The organism is Streptomyces sp. NBC_00654 (assembly GCF_026341775.1).
Taxonomy (GTDB): Bacteria; Actinomycetota; Actinomycetes; order Streptomycetales; family Streptomycetaceae; genus Streptomyces.
Map to the genome: position 1 here is coordinate 115,919 of NZ_JAPEOB010000004.1, position 21,239 is coordinate 137,157.

The window sequence follows — 21,239 nt, forward strand, 5'->3', positions numbered from 1 at the left end:
GACGACATGAATCGGCCCAGCTTGGGCGGACCGGTCGCGCGAGGGCAACGCGGAGTTGCCGAAGTGGGAAAAACCCTTGGTCAGCGTGGTGATCGGCGTTCTGGTGCCCGGCCTGTGGCCGCATCGTTTCTCCTTCCGCCGAGGAGGAGCGCCGTTCCTCCGTTGGAAAAAAAGATAACGTTCGCTATTCTATAGTGGTAGTCGATCGGATGACCGAAGCCGGAGGGAACCAGTCATGGCCGCACAGGACTTGGACCGCGCGCACCTGCCGGTCTCCGCGTTCACCGAACAGATCTTTGGGCACCTGCCGAGGGCCGACCAGCGCGGCTGGGCGCAGGCGTATCTGACGGGCCTGCTCACCACCGAGGGGAAGAAGTCGGTCCGGCGGATCGCCGCCGCGGTCTCCGGCTCGCCGACCGCCTCGCAGTCCATGCACCAGTTCGTCAACGCCAGCCCCTGGGAGTGGGACCCGGCGCGGGCCGAGCTGATGCGATGGGTCGAACAGCGGCTGACCCCGCGCGCCTGGACCCTCGACGTGGCGGTCCTGCGCAAGCGGGGCGACCACTCCTGCGGGGTGCACCGCCGCTTCGTCCCGGCCACCGGACGCTCGGTCAACTGCCAGCTCGGAATAGGCGCGTTCCTGACCACCGAGAGGGAAGCCGTACCGGTCCACTGGGGCCTGCTGCTGCCCGGCCCCTGGGTCAACGACGAGCAGCGGCGCTCCCGCGCCCGCATCCCCGACGAGGCCGGTCACCGCACCATCGAGCAGCACGCGCTGGACCTGGTCGACGCGCTGAGCGACAGCACCCACCTCAGCGCCCCGCCGGTCGTGGCCGACCTCAGCTACTACACCGGTGTGACCTCGCTCGTACGCGGACTCAGCGCCCGGGGCCGCGACTTCGTCATCAGCCTGCCCGCCCGGACCCCGGTGGTCCCCGCCGGCCGGACACCGGCCCCGCAGGCGTACGCCTCCGAGCTGCCCGCGGCCGTCGAGGCGCAGCGTCTGTTCGAGCTCAAGCGCAGCGGCCACCTCCGGCTCGACACCCACGACGGCCTCGGCGGCCGGGCGGACCGCACCTCGGTGATGACCGCCCTGGTGCGCCTGCCCGAGGTGCGGCTCGCCCGCCACGCACCGCACCACACCTACCGGCTGTTCGCCGTCCGCCCGTTCGCGGGACGCCGCTCCCACCGGATGTGGCTGACCAACATGGTGCACCGGCGCACCGACGAACTGGCCGCGCTGACCCGGCTCCAGCGCCGGGCGGGCACCACGGTGCAGGGACTTGAGGACGACTTCGGCCTCCTCGACTTCGAGGGGCGCTCCTACCCGGGCTGGCACCACCACATGACGCTGGTGTCCGCGGCCGGTGCGTACAGCCGGCTCGAACTGAACGCCACGCTTCCCGCGGTGCCGCCGATGCCCGTGATGCCGGCGGTGTCCGCCCTGACGGCCGTACCCGTCTGATGCCGTATCCGTTCGGCGCGAACGGCAGCGGGTGTGCCCGGCCTCTACGCCGGGCACACCCGCTGTTTCACGCTCCGGTGGCCCGCGCGGGCACCGGCAGGGACGGCGGCCGGGGCAGCGACGGCGGCATCAGATGCCGTCCGGCCACGACCGCGAGCAGCACGTACCCGGCGATCAGCAGCAGCGCCGTGAAGATCCACTCATGGGAACCGGCCGGGTCGTAGACCCGCCCCGCGTTGCCCACGTCCACGGCCGCCGCCTTCTGGCCGGCCTCGAACGTGTCCCGGCCGCTGCCGTACAGCTTGACGCCCCGCAGTTCCACGGTGCCGTCGGTGGAGCGGAACGTTCCCGACCACTCGCAGGTCTCGTGCCCGGGATGGCTCACACAGCTGAGCCGGCCCGCGGTGAACGTGCCCCGTGGCCCGTCGGCGGTCGCCGCCCTGGCCGCGTTGCCCAGATTCGGCAGCGCCACGTACAGCAGCAGAACTCCCGTCAGCAGAAGCAGCAGGGACACGAACCCCGAGGGTTTTCTCTTCCTCCCGCCTGTGCTCATGGCCGCCGTGTCAGTCCTTGGGGGCGCAGGCGCAGCGTGCGTCGGCGTTGTCGGACCGGCCCGCACGGGTGTGGTAGTACATCGCCACAACCATCGGGATGGTGACCAGCGTGTTGTAGAAGAGGTGCAGTTCCACGCGCGGTGCGATGAGCTGGATGATGCTCGTGGGAACGGCCTTGCCCATCAGGTAGGAGCCGGCGAGGACCTGGACCAGGAGCAGCAGGTGCTCGAAGTGGTGCCACACCTGGATGCCGAACGACACCTTCCACCAGGTGCCCGAGCGGCCGGTGAACCCCGGGCGCAGCAGGAAGAGGCCGATCATCATGATCAGGGCGTAGCCGTAGTGCATCCACTCCGAGGTGACGAGCCACGGGAAGGGCACCCCGAGGACGCCTCGCGCCTCCGGTATCGGCCAGCCCATGACATAGATCTGGACCGCCTGGACGAGGTGCTCCGCCCAGTGCGCGACCACGATGAACATGAAGATACGCAGGCCGAGTTGATGGTGCCTGCTGTTGAGCGAGTCGAGCCCGCCCCGTAGCGGATGCGGTGGCGCTTCGGTGCTGGTTGCCATGAGTGAACCTCCATGATCCGGGACCGGTGGCTCATCACAGCACAGCAGTCGCGCCGGTGCGGGGGCTTCTTCCTGCTTGCCGAATTCGTTTCCGCGGGCACCTGTCCGGGTCCTTTCACGCAACTCACGGCTACGGTCGAAGGATGCTGCCAAGAACGTATGAAGGACAGGACTGCTCGCTGGCCCGTGCCCTCGAAGTGATCGGGGAGCGCTGGACCCTGCTGATCGTCCGTTCGGCCCTCCTGGAGGTCAAACGGTTCGACGGATTCCTCGAACAGCTCCCGATCGCCCGCAACGTACTGACCAACAGGCTGGCCCGCCTCGTCGACCTCGGCATCATGGAGCGGGTCCCGTACCAGGACAAGCCGGTGCGTCACGAGTATCCGCTCACCCCCATGGGCCGGGACCTGACCGTGGCCGTGATCGCCCTCATGCAGTGGGGCGACCGGAACCTCCCCACCGAGCTCGGACCGCCGCGGCGCGCCGAGCACATCGGCTGCGACGGCGATGTACGGGTCCGGATGGAGTGCGTCTCGTGCGGCCGTGACATCCACGACGAGGAGGTCGCGGTGCGCCGCACGCGCTGAGTTGACGCGCCCGTTCCGGGGGCCTCAAACCCCTTTCAGCGCACGGGTGTTGCGCATTTGCGAAGATGCCCTGATCTTTGCCGCCAGCCGACCATGAGGCCGTTCGCCACCGCCCGGTGGCCGGTCGAGGAGGCGTCGCGTGGCAACGGCAATGGGCTCTGTGCGCAGACTGATGATGGCTCCGTCCCTGCGTGACGTGAGCTTCGCCGGACGTGGCTTCCCGGTGGTCGAGACCGCCGCCACCAGACAGCTGGAGGCCATACCGCAGACGGTGGTCACCGGTTTCGAGTGGGGCATCGAGTCGAGGGACCTGTGGGAGACCGAGCGTCGGCTGTCCCTCGTCGACCTCGAACTCCAGGGCTTCGCGTACGAGGGCGCGACCATGGCCTCGGTCATCCGGGACTCCATGCCCGGCCGCGGCGGACGTACCGCGGAACTGCTCCAGGGGGCCGGACGGCGGCACATCTTCCTCAACTACATCGGCATCGGATTTGCGATGGCCAAGCTTCCGAGGCCGCTGTGGAAGAAGGTCATGCCCGACGATCTCGACGGCGAGGAGTTCTACCCGCCGATGACCTGGCTCGCCGTCGACGGCTACGGCTTCGACCGCGCCTACTTCGACCCCGCCCGCTGGGTCGACGGCCAGCGCCTGGACGCCCCGTACGCCTGGGACGGGCGCCCGGACTACTTCCAGCGGGCGGTGGACCAGGGCATCGGGCGCGCCCTGTGGTTCATCCACGGCGCGCACGTCGAGCACGTCTGCGCCGCCGTGCGCAGGTTCGCCTCCGAACGGCAGCCGGATCTGTGGGCCGGCGTCGGACTCGCCGCCACCTTCGCGGGCTGCTCCACGGCCGACGAACTGGCCGTGCTGCGCACCGAGGCCGGTGAGCTGCGCGGCCATGTGGCGCAGGGCTCCGTCTTCGCGGCGAAGGCCCGCCACTTCTCCGCCACCATCCCCGAGCACACCCGGACCGCGCTGCACGCGCTGGCCGGGATCACCGTCGAGGCGGCGGCCGCGCTCGCGGACGGCGCCGCGCCCGCGCCGAGCGCCGCCGGTGCGGTCCCCACGTACGAACTCTGGCGCCGCGCAGTACGTGAACAACTGCTCGTGAATGCCCTTTGAGCATTTCTGGAGTAGACGGTCGGATACCCCGACTCAATATGTTCGATTTAACGAACGGGAAATTCAGGTAAAGGAATCGAGGGGCGGTCTTTTAGGTGTCCATCTTGCGTGCGCTGAGGCGCCGAGTCCTCACACCCAATGTCCGGGAAACGCAGCTGGAAACACGCGGATTCCACGTCAAGAACGCGGAGGCCAAACAGCAGCTGGAAACCGTCGGGGCGAGCTTCCTCCAGGGATACGCCTACGCGGTCGAGGCGCGTTCCGCGGGCCAGGCCATCGAATGGCTGGAGACCGTTCCCCGGGCCTTCCGCGGGTTCGCCTACGAGGGTGCCGGCATGGGTGCCGTCATGCTCGACTCGCTGACGGGCAGCGACAAACGGCTGACCGGAATCCTGGAGGGCGAGGGACGGCACCACAACTACATGATCTACGTCGGCATCGGCTGGGCGATGGCCAGGCTGCCCAGGTTCCTGTGGCCCGACGTGAGCCGGACCGATCCGGTGCTGCGCTGGCTGATCCTGGACGGATACGGCTTCCACCAGGCGTACTTCAAGACCGACGCCTACGTCCGCGAGCCCGGCCGCACCCATCCCTTCAGCTGGAAGGGAGGTCCGGACGCCTACAGCGCCCGGGTCGTCGACCAGGGCATCGGCCGCGCCCTGTGGTTCGTCGGCGGCACCGACCCCGATGTCGTCGCCGACCTCATCGGCGCCTACCCCGCGCACCGCCACGGCGACATGTACGCCGGTGCCGGGCTCGCCTGCACCTACGCGGGCAGCGCCGACGAGAGCGAGCTGCGGCGCTTCGCCGAGCACGCGGGCGTGCACCTGCCGAACCTGGCACAGGGCTCCGCGTTCGCCTGCGAGGCCCGTGAGCGGGCGGGCACCACCATCGCCCATACGCATGTGGCGGCCCGTGTCCTGCTGGGCGGCCGGACCCCCGAGGAGGCCGCGCGGGTGTGCACCGACTCGGCGCCCGCGGGCTGCGACGGCGGCGAGATCCCGGCATTCGAGAAATGGCGGCAGCACATCGCCGCAGCGATCACTTCCGTTCCGCACGCGCAGAAAGGCGCCGTCGCATGACACATCCCATTTCCTGGCTGCGGAAGCAGGCGCCCGGAGTCGTGGCCCTTGCTCTTATGGTCAGCACCTTCTATGCGGTGAAACCGCACGAGTCGAGTGCCGCCGATAAGGCGGAGCTGGCGCAGAGTTTCGCCTTCGAGCCGATGGCGATTGCGATGCCGGGCGGATACAAGCAGCAGACCATCCGCAAGGTGAATAAGGCCTACAAGCACATCAACGCCTGGATCTCCTCGGTCGGCGCGGGTGTCGCCATGAACGACGTCGACGGCGACGGCCTGCCCAACGACCTCTGCATCACCGACCCGCAGATCGACCAGGCCGTGGTCACCCCCGCGCCGGTGCCCGGCCGGAAGAGCGCGTCGTACGCCCCGTTCGTCCTGGACCCGTCGCCGCTGCCCAAGAGCGACATCATGGCCCCCATCGGCTGTGTCCCCGGTGACTACAACGAGGACGGCGCCATGGACCTCCTCGTCTACTACTGGGGCCGCACCCCGGTCATCTTCCAGGCGAAGAGGGAACCCGGGCACACCACGACGACGATGGACCCGAAGTGCTTCGAGCCGGTCGAACTGGTGCCCGGCCAGGGCGGCAGCATCTACACCGGGCCGCTGTGGAACTCCAACGCCGCGGCCGTCGCCGACTTCGACGGCGACGGGCACAACGACATCTACATCGGCAACTACTTCCCCGACAGCCCCGTCCTGGACGACACCAAGGACGGCGGTGTGACGATGAACGACTCGCTGTCGCACGCCCAGAACGGCGGCGGCGGCCACTTCTTCCGCTGGACCCCGTCCGGCTACGAGCAGGTCAAGAACGTCCTGCCGGACAGCATCGACAAGGGCTGGACGCTCGGTGTCTCCGCCACCGACCTCGACGGCGACCAGCGCCCCGAGATGTATCTCGCACACGACTTCGGGACCTCGGCGCTCCTCTACAACAAGTCGACTCCCGGGAAGTTCAGGTTCAGCCAGGTCAAGGCCAGGCACACCGCGACCACCCCGAAGTCCAAGGAGATCGGGCGCAGCTCCTTCAAGGGCATGGGTGTCGACTTCGGTGACCTGGACAACGACGGGATGTACGACGCGTTCGTCTCCAACATCACCACCTCCTTCGGCATCCAGGAGTCGAACTTCGCCTTCATCGGCACGGCCAAGGACAAGGCCGACCTGCGGGCCAAGTTCCGCGACGGCGTCGCCCCGTACAAGGACGAGAGCGCCCCGCTCAACCTCGCCTGGTCCGGCTGGGGCTGGGACGTGAAGATGGGCGACTTCGACAACAACGGCATCCAGGAGATCACCCAGGCCGTCGGCTTCGTCAAGGGCAAGCGCAACCGCTGGGCCCAGCTCCAGGAGCTGGCCACCGCCAACGACGGGCTGGTCAAGAACCCGTACTTCTGGCCCCACGTGGAAGAGGGCGACGACCTCGCCGGTGACCAGCACCTCCGGTTCTACGTCAAGAACAAGGACGGCGACGCCTACAGCGACCTGTCCAAGCAGCTCGGCCTCGCCGTGCCCGTGCCGACCCGCGGTATCGCCACCGGTGACGCCGACGGCGACGGCCGCCTCGACCTGGTCGTGGCCCGGCAGTGGGAGGACCCCGTCTTCTACTGCAACATGAGCCAGGACGCCGGCGGCTTCCTGGGCCTCAACCTCACCGACGAGACCGGATCGCCCGTCATCGGCGCGCAGGCCACCGTGACCCTGTCCGACGGCAGTACGCGCCTGGGCCGTGTCGACGGCGGCAGCGGCCACTCCGGCAAGCGCAGCCAGGATGTGCACATCGGCCTCGGCCAGGACGCCGACGGACCGGTCCAGACCCATCTGACCTGGCGTGACCGCACCGGACAGGTGCGCAACCAGGACCTTCAGTTGAGCCCCGGCTGGCACTCACTCCAGCTCGGCACCGATGCCAAGGAGAAGTGACCGTGCCTGCCGAACCGACCAAAGCTGCCGCTCCACGGCACGACGTGAAAGTCATCACCGCGCTCCGCAGGTTCGCGATCTCGATCTCGGTCCTCAACATCGCCGGGTACACCTTCCTCGGCTTCGAACAGCCCTGGCTGTGGCCCTTCATCGCGGTCATCACCGCCTACACGGTGGAGATCGCCCTGGAGGCGATCAGCGCCCGCGGCGAGAAGCGCGCACCGCGCTACGCGGGCGGCGGCTTCAAGGGCATGGTGGAGTTCCTCTTCCCCGCGCACATCACCGGTCTCGCGGTGAACATGCTGACGTACGTCAATGACCGTGTCTGGGTCATGATGTTCGGCGTCATCGTCGCCGTCGGCACCAAGTGGGTGCTCCGCGCCCCGCTCAAGGGCCGCATGCGGCACTACATGAACCCGTCGAACTTCGGCATCGCGATCATCCTGCTGCTCTTCCCGTGGGCCAGCATCGCACCGCCGTACCACTTCACCGAGTACCTCTACGGCCCCGCCGACTGGGTCCTCCCGGCGATCATCCTGATCCTGGGCACCATGCTGAACGCCAAGCTGACGGGCCGTATGTGGCTGATCGGCGCCTGGCTGATCGGCTTCGCGCTCCAGGCCATCATCCGCGGCCTCGTCATGGGGACCTCGATCCCCTCGGCGCTCGGCATGATGACCGGGGTGGCCTTCATCCTCTTCACGAACTACATGGTCACCGACCCGGGCACCTCGCCGTCCAAGCGTTCCTCCCAGATCGCCTTCGGCGGCGGCGTCGCCGCGATGTACGGGGTGCTGACCGGGCTCGGCATCGCGTACGGCATCTTCTTCGCCACCGCCCTGGTCTGCCTGATCCGCGGCGGCTACCTGTGGGGCCTGCACTTCATGGCCAAGCAGCGTGCGGCGGAGGCCGAGCAGGCCGAGCAGGCCAAGCAGGCGCAGGCGAAGCCGGCCGAGCAGCTCGTCGCCGTACCCGCCCCCGCTCCCGTACCCGCGGCGGCCGGCGTGGTCGTGGCGGTACCCACCGGTGACCCGTGCCAGGACGGCACCTGCTTCCACGGCAAGTGCGCCGCCGCGCGGGCGGAGAACGACAAAAAGGTGGCGATGCCCGTATGAACAGGATCGCGATAGTCGGGGTGGCGTGCAGCTACCCCGATGCCACCACCCCACGCGAGCTGTGGGAGAACGCGGTCGCCGGCCGGCGGGCCTTTCGCAGGCTGCCCGACGTCCGCATGCGCCTGGACGACTACTACGACCCGGACCCCACGGCCCCGGACAAGTTCTACGCCCGTAACGCCGCGGTCCTGGAGGGCTGGGAGTTCGACCGCATCGCCCACCGCATCGCGGGCAGCACCTACCGCTCCACCGACCTGACGCACTGGCTCGCACTGGACACCGCCACCCGGGCGCTGGCCGACGCGGGCTTCCCGGTCGGGGAGGGGCTGCCCCGCGAGCGCACCGGCGTCGTCGTCGGCAACACCCTCACCGGCGAGTTCTCCCGCGCCAACGTGATGCGGCTGCGCTGGCCGTACGTACGCCGGGTGCTCGCCGACGCCCTCAAGGGGCAGGACTGGGACGACGACCGGCTCGGCGAATTCCTCGAAGGAGTGGAGGACGCCTACAAGAAGCCGTTCCCCGCCATCGACGAGGACACCCTCGCGGGCGGCCTGTCCAATACCATCGCCGGCCGGATCTGCAACCACTTCGACCTGAACGGCGGCGGCTACACCGTCGACGGCGCGTGCTCCTCCTCGCTGCTGTCGGTCACCACCGCGGCCTCCTCGCTGCTGGGCGGCGACCTCGACGTCGCCGTCGCCGGCGGCGTCGACCTGTCCATCGACCCCTTCGAGATCATCGGCTTCGCCAAGACCGGCGCACTCGCCAAGAAGGAGATGCGGCTCTACGACCGCGGCTCCAACGGCTTCTGGCCGGGCGAGGGCTGCGGCATGGTCGTGCTGATGCGCGAGGAGGACGCCATCGCCGGCGGGCACCGCGTCTACGCCTCCATCGCCGGCTGGGGCATCTCCTCCGACGGACAGGGCGGCATCACCCGCCCCGAGGTCAGCGGCTATCAGCTCGCCATGGCCCGCGCCTACGAGCGGGCCGGATTCGGCATCGACACCGTGCCGCTCTTCGAGGGCCACGGCACCGGTACCGCCGTCGGCGACGCCACCGAGCTCACGGCCATCATGGGCGCCCGCGCCCAGGCCGACCCGAACGCCCCCAGCGCCGTCATCAGCTCCATCAAGGGCATGATCGGCCACACCAAGGCCGCCGCCGGGATCGCCGGACTGATCAAGGCGGCGATGGCCCTGGACGCGGCGATGCTGCCGCCCGCCATCGGCTGTGTGGACCCGCACGAACTTCTCACCGGCGAATCCGCCAACCTGCGGGTGCTGCGCAAGGCCGAGGCCTGGCCGAAGAACGCCCCGCTGCGCGCCGGGATCACCGCCATGGGCTTCGGCGGGATCAACACCCATGTCGTCCTCGACAAACCGGTACCCGCCAAGCGCCCGGCCGTCAGCCGCCGCGCCACCACCCTGGCCAACTCGCTCCAGGACGCCGAACTCCTGCTCCTGGACGGTGAGTCGCCCCAGGCACTCGCCGAACGCCTCACCCGGATCGCCGACTTCGCCGCACAGGTCTCCTACGCACAGCTCGCCGACCTGGCCGCCACCCTCCAGCGAGAACTGCGCGAACTGCCCTACCGGGCCGCCGTCGTCGTCACCTCGCCCGAGGACGCGGAGCTGCGGCTGCGCCGGCTGGCCGGCACCGCCGCCGACGAGGCGGCGGGCGACGGCCCGGTCCTCTCCTCCGACGGACGCACCTTCCTCGGCCGGGCCTCCGACAGCGCCCGTATCGGCTTCCTCTTCCCGGGCCAGGGCTCGGGCACCTCGACCGGCGGCGGCGCGCTCGCCCGCCGCTTCACCGAGGCCGCCGAGGTGTACCGGCGGGCCAAGCTGCCCACCACCGGCGACATGGTCGCCACCGACGTGGCCCAGCCGCGCATCGTCACCGGCTCCGCCGCCGGACTGCGCGTCCTGGACGCGCTCGGCATCGAGGCGGACATCGCCGTCGGCCACAGCCTCGGCGAACTCTCCGCCCTGCACTGGGCGGGCGCCCTGGACTCCGCCACCCTGCTGGAGGCGGCCCGGGTACGCGGAGCGGCCATGGCCGAGCACAGCGCCTCGGGCACCATGGCCTCGCTGGCCACCACCCCCGAGGAGGCCGGGGCGCTCATCGAAGAGCTCCCCGTCGTCATCTCCGGGTACAACAGCCCCCGGCAGACCGTCGTCGCCGGAACCGTCGACGCCATCGCCACCGTCGCGGAGAGGGCCGGGCGGGCCGGTGTCACCTGCACCCGCCTCGCGGTGTCCCACGCCTTCCACTCGCCGCTCGTCGCCCCGGCCGCCGACTCCTTCGGCGACTGGCTCGCCGGAGCGCGCCTGGACGAGGTGGACCGCCGGGTCGTCTCCACCGTCACCGGTGAGGAACTGGACGGCGACACCGACCTCGCCAAGCTGCTGCGGCAGCAGATCACCGAGCCGGTGCTGTTCACCCAGGCGGTACGGTCGGCCGCCGCCGACGTCGACCTGTTCATCGAGGTCGGCCCCGGCCGGGTGCTCGCCGGCATGGCGGCAGCCGCCGCCGACGTACCGGCCGTCGCCCTGAACACCGACGACGAGTCCCTGCGCGGACTGCTCCAGGTCGTCGGCGCCGCCTATGTGCTGGGCGCCCCGCTCATCCACGAGCGGCTCTTCAACGACCGGCTGACCCGGCCGCTGGAGGTCGGCGCGGAGTTCAGCTTCCTGACCAACCCCTGCGAGCAGGCACCCGATGTCGTCCTGCCGGCCGCACGCGGCCCGCGTACGGAGGACTCCGGCGACGGCGCCACCGCACAGGCCGGCAGCTCGGCGGGGGAGTCGGCGCTCGACGTGCTGCGCGCCCTGGTCGCCGAGCGGGCCGAGCTGCCGCCCGAGCTCGTCGACGAGAACAGCAGCCTCCTGGACGACCTGCACATGAGCTCGATCACGGTCGGCCAGATCGTCAACCAGGCCGCCGTCCAGCTCGGCCTCACCGCCGCCCACGTACCGACCAACTTCGCCACCGCCACGGTGGCCGAACTGGCCGAGGCGCTCACCACCCTGGCCGAGACCGGCGGAGAGGGAGCGGACACCGCGTCCGTCGTGGCGGGCTCCGCCGCCTGGGCCCGCCCGTTCGCCGTCGACCTCGACGCGATCACGCGGCCCGCCGCCGTACCGGGCGGGGAGAACGGGAGCTGGGAGCTGTTCACCGCCCCGGACCACCCCTTCGCGAAGGACGTGCAACGCGCCCTGGAAGGGGCCGCGGTGGGCTCCGGTGTCCTGGTCTGTCTGCCGCCCGGCTGCTCCCAGGAGCAGATCGCGCACGCGCTGGACGGAGCCAGGGCCGCCCTCGCGGGCGACCGCGAACGCCGCTTCGTCCTGGTGCAGCACGGCCGGGGCGCGGCCGGACTGGCCAAGACCCTGCACCTGGAGGCACCGCACCTGCGGACCACCGTCGTCCACACCCCGGTGGCCGAGGGCGCCGCGGACCGGGTGGCCGCCGAGGTCGCCGCGACCGGCCGCTTCAGCGAGGTCCACCTCGCCGCCGACGGCAGCCGCCGCGTTCCGGTGCTCCGCGCCCTGCCGGTCCGTGCCGAGCGCACCGACCAGGTGCTGAACTCCTCCGACGTCCTGCTCGTCACCGGCGGCGGCAAGGGCATCACCGCCGAGTGCGCGCTCGCCGTGGCCCGGGAGACCGGAGCCGTGCTGGCCGTCCTCGGCCGGTCCGACCCCGCGCAGGACCAGGACCTCGCCGCGAACCTGCGGCGCATGGCGGACAGCGGGGCGACAGTGCGCTACGCCGCCGCCGATGTCACCGACCCCGTGCGCGTCGCCGCGGCCGTCGCCGAACTCACCGAGGCGCTCGGCCCGGTCACCGCCGTACTGCACGGAGCGGGCCGCAACGAACCCGCCGCCCTCACCGGCCTCGGCATGGACACCGTCCGCGCCACGTTCGCCCCCAAGGTCGACGGGCTGCGCACCGTCCTGGACGCCGTCGGCGAGGAGAACCTGAAGCTCCTCGTCACCTTCGGCAGCATCATCGGCCGGGCCGGACTGCGCGGCGAGGCGCACTACGCCACCGCCAACGAATGGCTGGCCGACCTCACCGAGGAGGTCGCCCGCAACAACCCCGACTGCCGTGCCCTGTGCATGGAGTGGTCCGTATGGTCCGGCATCGGCATGGGCGAGAAGCTCTCCGTCGTCGAGTCCCTGTCCCGCGAGGGCATCGTCCCGGTCTCGCCCGACCAGGGCGTCGAGATCCTGCTGCGGCTGATCTCGGACCCGGACGCGCCCGTGGTGACGGTGATCAGCGGACGTACGGAAGGCATCGAGACCGTACGCCGGGACCTGCCGCCGCTGCCGCTGCTGCGGTTCACCGGCGCCCCGCTCATCCGCTACCACGGGGTCGAGCTGGTCACCGAGGTCGAACTGAACGCGGGTACCGACCTCTACCTCGCCGATCACCTGCTCGACGGCAACCTGCTGCTGCCCGCCGTGCTGGGCATGGAGGCCATGGTCCAGGTCGCGGCCGCGGCCACCGGGCGCACCGACGTACCGGTCATCGAGGGGGCGCGGTTCCTGCGGCCCATCGTGGTGCCGCCCGCCGGGACCACCCGCATCCGCATCGCGGCCACCGTCACCGACACCGACACGGTGGACGTAGCCATCCACGCGGAGGACACCGGCTTCGTCGCCGAGCACTTCCGGGCCAGGCTGGACTACTCCGGTACGGCCATCCCCGACGGGCCCCCGGCCCAGGTGGGCCCGGACGTCCCGGCCGCCCCGCTGGACCCGGCGGCCGACCTGTACGGCGGCGTCCTCTTCCAGGGCGAGCGCTTCCAGCGGCTGCGCCGCTTCCACCGGGCCGCCGCCCGGCACGTCGACGCCGATGTGGCGATCGGCGCGCCGTCCGGCTGGTTCGCCGGCTTCCTGCCGGGCACGCTGCTGCTGGCCGACCCGGGGATGCGGGACGCGCTGATGCACGGCAACCAGGTGTGCGTCCCCGACGCGACCCTGCTGCCGTCCGGCATCGAGCGGCTCTACCCCATGGCCGCCGGCACCGATCTGCCGGAGGAGGTGCGCTACTGCGCCACCGAGCGCTACCGGGACGGCGACACCTATGTGTACGACATCGCGGTACGCACCCCCGACGGCACCGTCGTCGAGCGGTGGGAGGGGCTCACCCTGAACGCCGTCCGCAAGTCGGACGGCTCCGGACCGTGGGTCGCGCCGCTGCTCGGCTCGTACCTGGAACGGACCCTGGAGGAGGTGCTCGGCACCCATCTCGACGTCGCCGTCGAACCGGACCTGCCCGGCGCCGGGAAGTCCGCCGCCGATCGCCGCGCGGCCACCGCGCGGGCCGTTCAGCGGGCCCTGGGCGAGAGCGCCGAGGTGCGCTACCGGCCCGACGGCCGCCCCGAACTCGACGACGGGAGCCACCTCTCGGCGGCCCACGGTCTGGGGGTGACCCTCGGGGTCGTCGCCGCGACGACCGTGGCCTGCGACGTCGAGGCGGTCAACATGCGCAGCGCCGCCGAATGGGAGGGACTGCTCGGCGAACACGCCGGGCTGGCCGCCCTGGTGGCCAAGGAGACGGGGGAGACCCCCGACACCGCGGCGACCCGGGTGTGGGGTGCCGTCGAGTGCCTGAAGAAGGCCGGACTGCTCGGCGGGGTGCCCCTGACCCTGGTCCCGCAGACCCGGGACAACTGGGTCGTCCTCACCTCGGGCGGACTGCGCATCGCCACCTTCGTCACGTCGCTGCGCAACGCCCTGGAACCGGCGGTGTTCGCCTTCCTCACGGACGGCCGGGAAACCGAACGGGCCGAGGGGGCGGCGGGGTGAGCGCCATGACGGCGACGACGGGTACGGACAGCCACTCCGTGTACCGGCACACGGTCGCCTTCGCCGAGACCGATCTCTGTGGCACCGCCGACTATGTGACGTACATGATCTGGCAGGGACGCTGCCGCCGGGAGTTCTTCCGCGAGGCGCTCGGCCACGCGGAGGACCGGGCCGACGGTACGAGGCTGTTCACCCTCCAGGCGGACTGCGAACTGCTGGAGGCGGTGCAGGCACGCGACCGGCTGTCCGTCCGTGTACGGGTGGCGGACATCGGCCACACCGAGTTCGGTCTCGTCTTCGAGTACGTCAAGGAGACACCACAGGGTGAGGTGCTGGTGGCCCACGGCCGGCAGCGCGTCGCCGTCATGAGCGGTCCGCCCACCGCCCCCGTTCCCGCAATGATCCCCGACGTGCTGGCGCGAGTGCTGGCACTTTACGCGGCCGGTTCCCGGCCTTCGGCTGGGAGGCAGATATGAGTCTGATGGCTGCTCCGCCCGCGGAGCTCGTCGACGTGCTGGACAGCAAACAACTGAGGGCGACCTTCGGGGCGTTCCCCACCGGGGTCACCGTGGTGACCGTCGGCGGGGATGCCCCGCGGGGCATGACGGCCAACTCCTTCGCCTCCGTCTCCCTCGCCCCGCCGCTGGTGCTGTTCTGCGTCAACAAGGACGCGGTGATGCACCACAACCTGGAGCACTCGTCCACCTTCTCCGTGTCGGTGCTGGGCGCCGGCCAGGAGGCGGTGGCCCGGCACTTCGCCAACCGGTCGCGCCCCGCCGGAGCGGGCCAGTTCGGCACCGTCGGCTGGACGCCCGGACAGGTCTCCGACGCCCCGCTGATCGAGGGGGCGGTGGCCCACCTGGAGTGCGGGAAGTGGCAGGTGTACGACGGCGGTGACCACACGATCTTCCTGGGCAAGGTCCTCACGGCCGCGCGCTGGCCCGACCGGGAGTCCCTGCTCTTCTCCGACGGGCGCTTCCGCGGCTTCCTCCCCGAACACCGCGAAGGCAGGGCGGCATGAGCGTCGACCCGCCCGGACCGCCGGTCCGGGCCCTGCCGGGGCTCCTGAGGAAGCTCTCCGTCGACCGGCTGGGCATGATGAAGGACGCCGCCGCCCTGGGCGACGCCGTCCGGGTGTCCATGGGACCCAAGAAGCTCTACATCTTCAACCGGCCCGACTACGCCAAACACGTCCTGGCCGACAACAGCGCCAACTACCACAAGGGCATCGGCCTGGTGCAGGCCCGCCGGGTGCTGGGCGACGGCCTGCTGACCAGCGACGGTGAGGTCTGGCGCAACCAGCGCCGGGCGGTGCAGCCCGCGTTCAAACCGGGCCGTATCAACCAGCAGGCCGACGCCGTCGCCGAGGAGGCGGCCAAGCTCGTCGCCCTGCTGCGCACCCACGAGGGCGGCGGCCCGGTCGACGTCCTCCAGGAGGTCACCGGGCTCACCCTCGGGGTGCTCGGCCGCACCCTGCTGGACTCCGACCTCACGGCCCACGAATCCGTCGCGCACGCCTTCGAGGACGTCCAGGACCAGGCCATGCTGGAGATGGTCAGCCAGGGCATGGTGCCCTGGTGGCTCCCGCTGCCCGCGCAGCGGCGCTTCCGCGTGGCCCGCCGGGAGCTGTACCGGGTCGTCGACCTGCTGGTCGCCGACCGCAGCGCGCGGATGGCCGGCGGTGAGCCGGCCGACGACGCGCTGTCCAGGATCATCGTGGCGGCCCGCAAGCAGCGGCACGACCCCGCCGGGGTCCGCAAACGGCTGCGGGAGGAACTGGTCACGCTGCTGCTCGCCGGGCACGAGACCACGGCCAGCACCCTCGGCTGGACGCTCCACCTGGTGGAGCGTCATCCCGAGGTGCGCGCCGCGGTCCGCGCGGAGGCCCGCGCCGTCCTCGGTGACCGGGTCCCCGACGTGGAGGATCTGCACCGGTTGACGTACACGACCAAGGTGGTGCAGGAGGCGATGCGGCTGTACCCGCCGGTGTGGGTGCTGCCGAGGGTCGCCCAGCGGGCCGACGAGGTCGGCGGCTTCCGGGTCTCGGCCAAGGCGGACGTGCTGATCTGCCCGTACATCATGCACCGCAATCCGAGCCTGTGGGAGGAGCCGGAGCGGTTCGACCCCGAGCGGTTCGACCCGCAGCGGGTCGCCAGCCGGCCCCGGTACGCGTACATCCCGTTCGGCGCCGGACCCAGGTTCTGCGTGGGCAGCAACCTCGGGATGATGGAGGCGGTGTTCGTCACGGCCCTGGTCACCCGGGACCTGGAACTGCGTACCGTCCCCGGCCACCGGGCGGTGGCCGAGCCCATGCTCTCGCTGCGGATGCGCGGCGGGCTGCCGATGACGGTGCATCCGGTGGGCTGAGGCCCCCGGGCATGACGACGCGGGGCCGGACACAACCGATGTGTCCGGCCCCGCATCGTCATGCCCGGGGGGCGCCGCGAGGTCAGCGCAGCGCGCCCCGGGAGAGGGTGTCGGCCGAGCCGAAGCGGGCCAGCAGCAGCGGCGGGTCCAGCTCGTCCACCGGGCGCAGCAGGATCTCCACCGGCCGCAGGATCTCACCCGGGTGGACGGAGACGGGCCCGTGCTGCCCGACGGACAGCATGTCCGTTTCCCCGGAGCCGAAGGACTGGTGCTCGTGCCCGTGGGGGACGGAGTGGCCCAGGACGTACCAGGCGCCGTTGGGTACGTCCTTGAGCTCGAAGTCCCCCGGACCGTCGAGCATCGTCCAGCGCACCGGCCGGCCCTGACGGACCCGGCTGGGGAAGAGCCCGACGAAGACGTCACCGGGCCGCTGGCCGGGGGTGAGGAGCACCCGGCCGCGCAGCGACAGACGGGTGTACGCGAAGGACGAGGCGCGGGTGACGGTCGCCGGGAAGTTCGGCAGCACACCGCCGAAATCGCGGTACGCGCTCGGTGAGAGCCCGACGCAGGCCTTGAAGCGGGAACTGAAGGTTCCGACGCTGCTGTATCCGACCTGGCTGCTGATATCGGCGACGCTGAAATCCGTGTTCACGAGAAGTCTTTTGGCTTCCTGGATCCGCAGCGCGGACAGAAAACGGCCCGGCGATGTTCCGGTGACGTCACGGAAGATCCGGGTGAAATGGAATTTGCTGAACATGGCCGTACGCGCCATGTCGTCGATCGTGAGGTCCTGACCGAGGTTGACGTGCATGTAACCGATCACCCGGCGGACAGCGTGCTCGATGGTGTTGGTGGTCACCGTATCTCCCTGTCGAGGCATTGCGTCAACGTCGAGTTGGCTGAGTCGTACGGATTTCCGCGATCTGCGTTCCCGGGGCGTGCCGGCGCTTGGCCAGGTCGTCGGCGAAGCGCTGCCAGACCTCGGAGCAGTGGTGGGCGAGATCGGCGACGGCGTCGACGGAGTGGGCGGGTACCGCCTCCGCCCGCTTCCTCCAGGCCTCGTCGACGATGAAGCGGCTGTGCAGCCACCGGACGAACTCGCGGCCGTTGTCGGAGTGGCGCAGGGACGGGTCGTTGGCGAGCTTGCGCAGGGTGTCCAGCGGCGCGCGGGACCGGGGGGAGACCGGGGGCTGGGTGCCGGCGGGAGCGGGCCGTACGGGTTCCGGGGCGGCGGCTGCCGGGGAGTCGTCCGGCGCGGCCGCGGGCTCGGTCGCCGGCGCGGCCGCGCCGGTGGACTGCCGGCTGCGCGGAACGGGGTTGTCGCCGCGCAGCAGCCGCTTGCGGACGTCGTGGGCGGTGCCGAGCGAGAGCCCGGTGCGTTCGACGACGGTGCGCAGCGGCAGGTCGGGGTTGCTGGCCAGCAGCGAGGCGGCGTGCATCCGTTCGGCGGTGCGGTCCAGGGGATGGGCGCGGCCGTCGACTCCCGTACGTATGTTCAGGAGCGGAGAACCCGCGGCTGAACAGACGCGGACGCCCGCCACGGTCTTGGCGTCCAGCCCCACATGGGCGGCGACGGCGCGGTCGGAGAGGCTCGGGTGGGAGGTCAGGATGCGGGCGGCGGCCGTCTTGCGGTCGGCCACCGACAGGGGCAGGCCGTTGGTGATGTTCGCCGACACGGACTGCAGGAAGATCTGGTCCTCGGCGCCCTCGTAGAAGCGGACCTCGACCGCGTCCAGGCCCTTCAGCTCGGCGGCACCGATGCGGTGCATGCCGTCGACCACACGCATGGTGGGCCGGTGCACCAGCACGGGCGGGAGCGAGGCGTACATCGCGGCGAGCCGGCGTACGTGCGCCTGGTCGATGCCGTTCAGACGAGGTGAGTCGGCAGGGCGGAGTTCATTGATCCGCACGAACTGCGGGGATTTTTGATCCTGTTCACGCTGGTCAGCGTCCGTGCCTTTCACGTTTCCCCCAAGCATGAGACCAGGCCCACTTCTGCGTGCCCGTGTAGGAGCAGAAGGAATGTCACGTGCGGGTGCTGAATACAGCCAGGTAAGGAGCCTAATGAGGAGAGTGCAGATCAGGCCTGTTCCCGGGCCGCGAAGAGACAACTCAGGGGAGTCGGAGAATCGCTCACGACGACTTTGGCGAGTTGATTGAACGGCGTGACCGGTTCTAGCTTTCCATCACGCCGCAAGGCGCCCCACTCCGCACGATCCGAAAGGAGACCGAGTTGCGAAGCGAAAATGAGCGAGTGGCGCCGGACGGCGAACTCCGGACCATCACCCTGGAGGCCTATGCCGACACCATCGTTCCCGGGCAGAAGCGTCATGACGGTGACCGCGCCATCGCCGGAGTCGCCACCGGCGGCGGCGCGGTCCAGGCCGGAGCACTGGAACTCCTCCAGTGGGACGCCACCGGCATCCACGACGGGCTGGACGACCTGGCCCGCCTGGTCAACGAGCACGCCACCGCCTACGCGGCGGAGCGGAGCATCGCCCTCGACCCGTCCGTACCGCCCTTCGTGGCACTGGAGTACGACGACCGTGCCGCCCTGATCCTGCTGCTGACAACCCCCGGACACCCGGAGAAGGACTTCTGGGTGATGCTCTCCCTCTTCTGCAACATGGCCTTCGACTCGGCGGCCCATCTGCCCACCGCACAGGCCCTGGCGGACGGCCACCCCGGTCTCGCCGCCATGGGCCTCTCGCACCCCGACGCGGACGGGCTCTGGCGCTTCAAGGACTTCGGCTACGGCCGTGAACTCGCCCGACTCCACCCCGACACCACGCCCTCCGGGAGCCCAGCATGAGCAGCACGGCCGAGCACACGGACGTCCTCGTCATCGGCAGCGGATTCGGCGGCGCCATCGCCGCGTACCACCTGGCCGCCGGCGGGGCCAAGGTCACCGTCCTGGAACGGGGGCCCTGGCTGAAGAGCGCCGACTTCGAGCACGACTACAAGCTCGGCTCCTCCTACACCCGGGCCTTCGACTTCGTGGTCGGCGACGGGATGAGCATCCTGGGCGGCAACTGTGTCGGCGGAGGGAGCGTCGTCTACTTCGCGGCCATGCCCCGGGCCCCGCGCTTCGTCTTCGACCGGCAGGGCTCCATCGGCCGCCGTATGTGGCCGGGCGCGGTCAGCCGGGACACGCTCGACCCCTGGTACGACCGGGTCGAGGAGTCCCTCTCGGTGGCCAAGCAGGACTGGAACGACGTCAGTTACGCCGGCGGCCTGTGGGCCGCGGCCTGCGACCACGCCGGCCGCACGGCCAATCCGCTCGCCGTCGCCATCGACAACACCAAGTGTGTCAACTGCAACTGGATGATGGCCGGGTGCCGGTTCGAGGCCAAGCAGTCGCTGCTGGTCAACTACCTTCCGGCCGCGCTCGCCCACGGGGCGGAGATCCGCCCGCTGCACGAGGTGCAGCACATATCGCGCACCTCGGACGGCGACTACCGCGTGCACTACAACGTGATCCACGACGAGGACTACCGCCTCCAGGCCGGCAGTGGCGTGATCGAGGCGAAGATCGTGGTCATGGCCGCCGGGGCCGGTGCCACCCCGGTCATCCTCCAGCGCAGCGAGGCCCACCTCGGCACGATGCCCAGGGCGGTCGGCCGCTACTTCTCCGGCAACGGCGAGCGGCTCAACACCGCCATCATCGACGAGAAGAGGGCGGCCGAGCTCTTCGGCCTGGACCGGGGCGACGGACTGGCGTACGCGGCCAACCAGATCGGCAAGGGCCCCACCGTCGCCAGCTGGGACAAGCTGGACGGCTCCCTGCCCGAGTACTCCCGCTACTCCCTGGAACAGCTCTACTTCCCGCCCGGCCTCGGCACGATCCTGGCCCAGGTCCCCGACGCCGCCGGGCCCACCTGGTTCGGCAGGGAGAAGAAGGAGATCCTGAAGAAGTGGACGTCCTGGCTCACGATCTTCTCGATGATCGAGGACGACAACGAGGGCGTCTTCGGCCCGCCGCCCGCGACCGGTAACGCGCACCGCATCTCCCAGCAGATGCTCGGCCGGGGCAACCTCCGCTACGACCCGACCAAGAACACCCTGGGCGCCTGGGCCGCCTCCGACGCCGAGGTCAAGGAGATCCTGGAGAAGGACGGCCTGGCCAAGGTGATGCCCTGGACCAACGACCTGGTCGGTGCCTACACGGTCCACCCGTTGTCCTCCTGCCGGATGGGCGACGACCCCCTCACCTCGGCCCTCGACGACCGCAACGAGCTGCGGGACCACCCCGGAATCTTCGTCACGGACGGCTCCGCCGTCCCCGGCGCGCTGACCGTCAACCCCGCGATGACCATCGCCGCCCTGGCCGAACGCGCCGTCCCCGGCATCGTGCAGGCCGCCCAGCGCAAGGGGATCTCCGTGACCTACGGTGCCCCGGCCCCCGACGGCTCCCGCAGCGGCCGCAAGAAGGTCCTGCCGCTGCTGCCCACACTCACCCGGACCTGATTCCGCCCCGGGTGCGCCGGGCCCGCCCGGCGCACCCCTGCGCACCCGCCGCTCCACCCCACCGGCACACCCCGCGTCCGCACGGCGAGGTATCGCCCCGGGCGGACGCGTCCGGACAGTGGGTTGTTTCAAGCAACCGGCGAAGGGCCGGACCCGATACGACCTGAC

At 70.6% G+C, this 21,239-nt stretch carries 16 protein-coding genes; 12 read left to right on the forward strand and 4 right to left on the reverse strand.

Features of this window, described 5'->3' with window-relative positions; genetic code table 11:
• Positions 1 to 235: 235 nt before the first annotated feature.
• Complete coding sequence (locus tag OHA98_RS38795; RefSeq protein WP_266932801.1) at positions 236 to 1,465, forward strand: transposase; 1,230 nt, start codon at positions 236 to 238, stop codon at positions 1,463 to 1,465.
• Positions 1,466 to 1,532: 67 nt separating this feature from the next.
• Here OHA98_RS38795 and OHA98_RS38800 read toward each other — a convergent pair whose 3' ends face one another.
• Both OHA98_RS38800 and OHA98_RS38805 read right to left on the reverse strand, forming a co-directional pair.
• Positions 1,533 to 1,979: a hypothetical protein gene (locus tag OHA98_RS38800; protein ID WP_266932803.1), complete on the reverse strand. Its 447-nt coding sequence runs from the start codon at positions 1,977 to 1,979 to the stop codon at positions 1,533 to 1,535.
• A 49-nt stretch (positions 1,980 to 2,028) separates the two neighbouring features.
• Positions 2,029 to 2,592, reverse strand: a complete 564-nt coding sequence (locus OHA98_RS38805) for a hypothetical protein (RefSeq protein ID WP_266932804.1) — start codon at positions 2,590 to 2,592, stop codon at positions 2,029 to 2,031.
• 143 nt (positions 2,593 to 2,735) lie between these two features.
• Between OHA98_RS38805 and OHA98_RS38810 the strand changes: the two genes are divergently transcribed.
• The 9 genes from OHA98_RS38810 to OHA98_RS38850 all read left to right on the forward strand — a co-directional run bounded on the left by OHA98_RS38810 (position 2,736) and on the right by OHA98_RS38850 (position 16,604).
• Positions 2,736 to 3,179 (forward strand): helix-turn-helix domain-containing protein, encoded by a 444-nt coding sequence (locus OHA98_RS38810; RefSeq protein ID WP_266932805.1) that lies wholly within the window; start codon positions 2,736 to 2,738, stop codon positions 3,177 to 3,179.
• A gap of 139 nt (positions 3,180 to 3,318) precedes the next feature.
• The gene (locus OHA98_RS38815) at positions 3,319 to 4,302 is read left to right on the forward strand and encodes a DUF1702 family protein (RefSeq protein ID WP_266932807.1); all 984 of its coding nucleotides are present in this window, start codon (positions 3,319 to 3,321) and stop codon (positions 4,300 to 4,302) included.
• Positions 4,303 to 4,397: 95 nt separating this feature from the next.
• Positions 4,398 to 5,384: a DUF1702 family protein gene (locus OHA98_RS38820; RefSeq protein ID WP_266932808.1), complete on the forward strand. Its 987-nt coding sequence runs from the start codon at positions 4,398 to 4,400 to the stop codon at positions 5,382 to 5,384.
• The gene (locus OHA98_RS38825) at positions 5,381 to 7,309 is read left to right on the forward strand and encodes a CRTAC1 family protein (RefSeq protein WP_266932809.1); all 1,929 of its coding nucleotides are present in this window, start codon (positions 5,381 to 5,383) and stop codon (positions 7,307 to 7,309) included. Before OHA98_RS38820 ends, OHA98_RS38825 begins: the two co-directional genes overlap by 4 nt.
• Positions 7,310 to 7,311: 2 nt before the next feature.
• Complete coding sequence (locus tag OHA98_RS38830; RefSeq protein WP_266932810.1) at positions 7,312 to 8,424, forward strand: enediyne biosynthesis protein; 1,113 nt, start codon at positions 7,312 to 7,314, stop codon at positions 8,422 to 8,424.
• Complete coding sequence (locus tag OHA98_RS38835; RefSeq protein WP_266932811.1) at positions 8,421 to 14,237, forward strand: type I polyketide synthase; 5,817 nt, start codon at positions 8,421 to 8,423, stop codon at positions 14,235 to 14,237. Before OHA98_RS38830 ends, OHA98_RS38835 begins: the two co-directional genes overlap by 4 nt.
• Before the next feature lie 5 nt (positions 14,238 to 14,242).
• The gene (locus tag OHA98_RS38840) at positions 14,243 to 14,713 is read left to right on the forward strand and encodes an acyl-CoA thioesterase (RefSeq protein WP_266932812.1); all 471 of its coding nucleotides are present in this window, start codon (positions 14,243 to 14,245) and stop codon (positions 14,711 to 14,713) included.
• Positions 14,710 to 15,258 (forward strand): flavin reductase family protein, encoded by a 549-nt coding sequence (locus tag OHA98_RS38845; protein ID WP_266932814.1) that lies wholly within the window; start codon positions 14,710 to 14,712, stop codon positions 15,256 to 15,258. Before OHA98_RS38840 ends, OHA98_RS38845 begins: the two co-directional genes overlap by 4 nt.
• On the forward strand, positions 15,255 to 16,604 hold the full coding sequence (locus OHA98_RS38850) for a cytochrome P450 (RefSeq protein ID WP_266932815.1): 1,350 nt from the start codon (positions 15,255 to 15,257) through the stop codon (positions 16,602 to 16,604). Before OHA98_RS38845 ends, OHA98_RS38850 begins: the two co-directional genes overlap by 4 nt.
• Positions 16,605 to 16,686: 82 nt before the next feature.
• Here the strand turns inward: OHA98_RS38850 and OHA98_RS38855 are convergent, their stop codons facing one another.
• Together OHA98_RS38855 and OHA98_RS38860 are read right to left on the reverse strand one after the other, a co-directional pair.
• Positions 16,687 to 17,463: a helix-turn-helix domain-containing protein gene (locus tag OHA98_RS38855; protein WP_266932817.1), complete on the reverse strand. Its 777-nt coding sequence runs from the start codon at positions 17,461 to 17,463 to the stop codon at positions 16,687 to 16,689.
• A 25-nt stretch (positions 17,464 to 17,488) separates the two neighbouring features.
• Complete coding sequence (locus tag OHA98_RS38860; protein ID WP_266932819.1) at positions 17,489 to 18,568, reverse strand: transcriptional regulator; 1,080 nt, start codon at positions 18,566 to 18,568, stop codon at positions 17,489 to 17,491.
• Positions 18,569 to 18,837: 269 nt separating this feature from the next.
• Here OHA98_RS38860 and OHA98_RS38865 point away from each other — a divergent pair, with 269 nt between their 5' ends.
• Both OHA98_RS38865 and OHA98_RS38870 read left to right on the forward strand, forming a co-directional pair.
• Complete coding sequence (locus OHA98_RS38865; protein ID WP_266932821.1) at positions 18,838 to 19,416, forward strand: DUF5987 family protein; 579 nt, start codon at positions 18,838 to 18,840, stop codon at positions 19,414 to 19,416.
• Positions 19,413 to 21,071: an FAD-dependent oxidoreductase gene (locus OHA98_RS38870; RefSeq protein WP_266932823.1), complete on the forward strand. Its 1,659-nt coding sequence runs from the start codon at positions 19,413 to 19,415 to the stop codon at positions 21,069 to 21,071. The genes OHA98_RS38865 and OHA98_RS38870 overlap by 4 nt, the downstream gene beginning before the upstream one ends.
• The last annotated feature ends 168 nt before the right edge of the window (positions 21,072 to 21,239 follow it).

Bases quoted from the DNA above. Each gene is read 5' to 3' on its own strand.
- OHA98_RS38825 (WP_266932809.1), top strand. From the start codon at position 5,381: ATGACACATCCCATTTCCTGGCTGCGGAAGCAGGCGCCCGGAGTCGTG.
- OHA98_RS38845 (WP_266932814.1), top strand. From the start codon at position 14,710: ATGAGTCTGATGGCTGCTCCGCCCGCGGAGCTCGTCGACGTGCTGGAC.
- OHA98_RS38805 (WP_266932804.1), bottom strand. From the start codon at position 2,592: ATGGCAACCAGCACCGAAGCGCCACCGCATCCGCTACGGGGCGGGCTC.
- OHA98_RS38795 (WP_266932801.1), top strand. From the start codon at position 236: ATGGCCGCACAGGACTTGGACCGCGCGCACCTGCCGGTCTCCGCGTTC.
- OHA98_RS38870 (WP_266932823.1), top strand. From the start codon at position 19,413: ATGAGCAGCACGGCCGAGCACACGGACGTCCTCGTCATCGGCAGCGGA.
- OHA98_RS38850 (WP_266932815.1), top strand. From the start codon at position 15,255: ATGAGCGTCGACCCGCCCGGACCGCCGGTCCGGGCCCTGCCGGGGCTC.
- OHA98_RS38835 (WP_266932811.1), top strand. From the start codon at position 8,421: ATGAACAGGATCGCGATAGTCGGGGTGGCGTGCAGCTACCCCGATGCC.
- OHA98_RS38810 (WP_266932805.1), top strand. From the start codon at position 2,736: ATGCTGCCAAGAACGTATGAAGGACAGGACTGCTCGCTGGCCCGTGCC.
- OHA98_RS38840 (WP_266932812.1), top strand. From the start codon at position 14,243: ATGACGGCGACGACGGGTACGGACAGCCACTCCGTGTACCGGCACACG.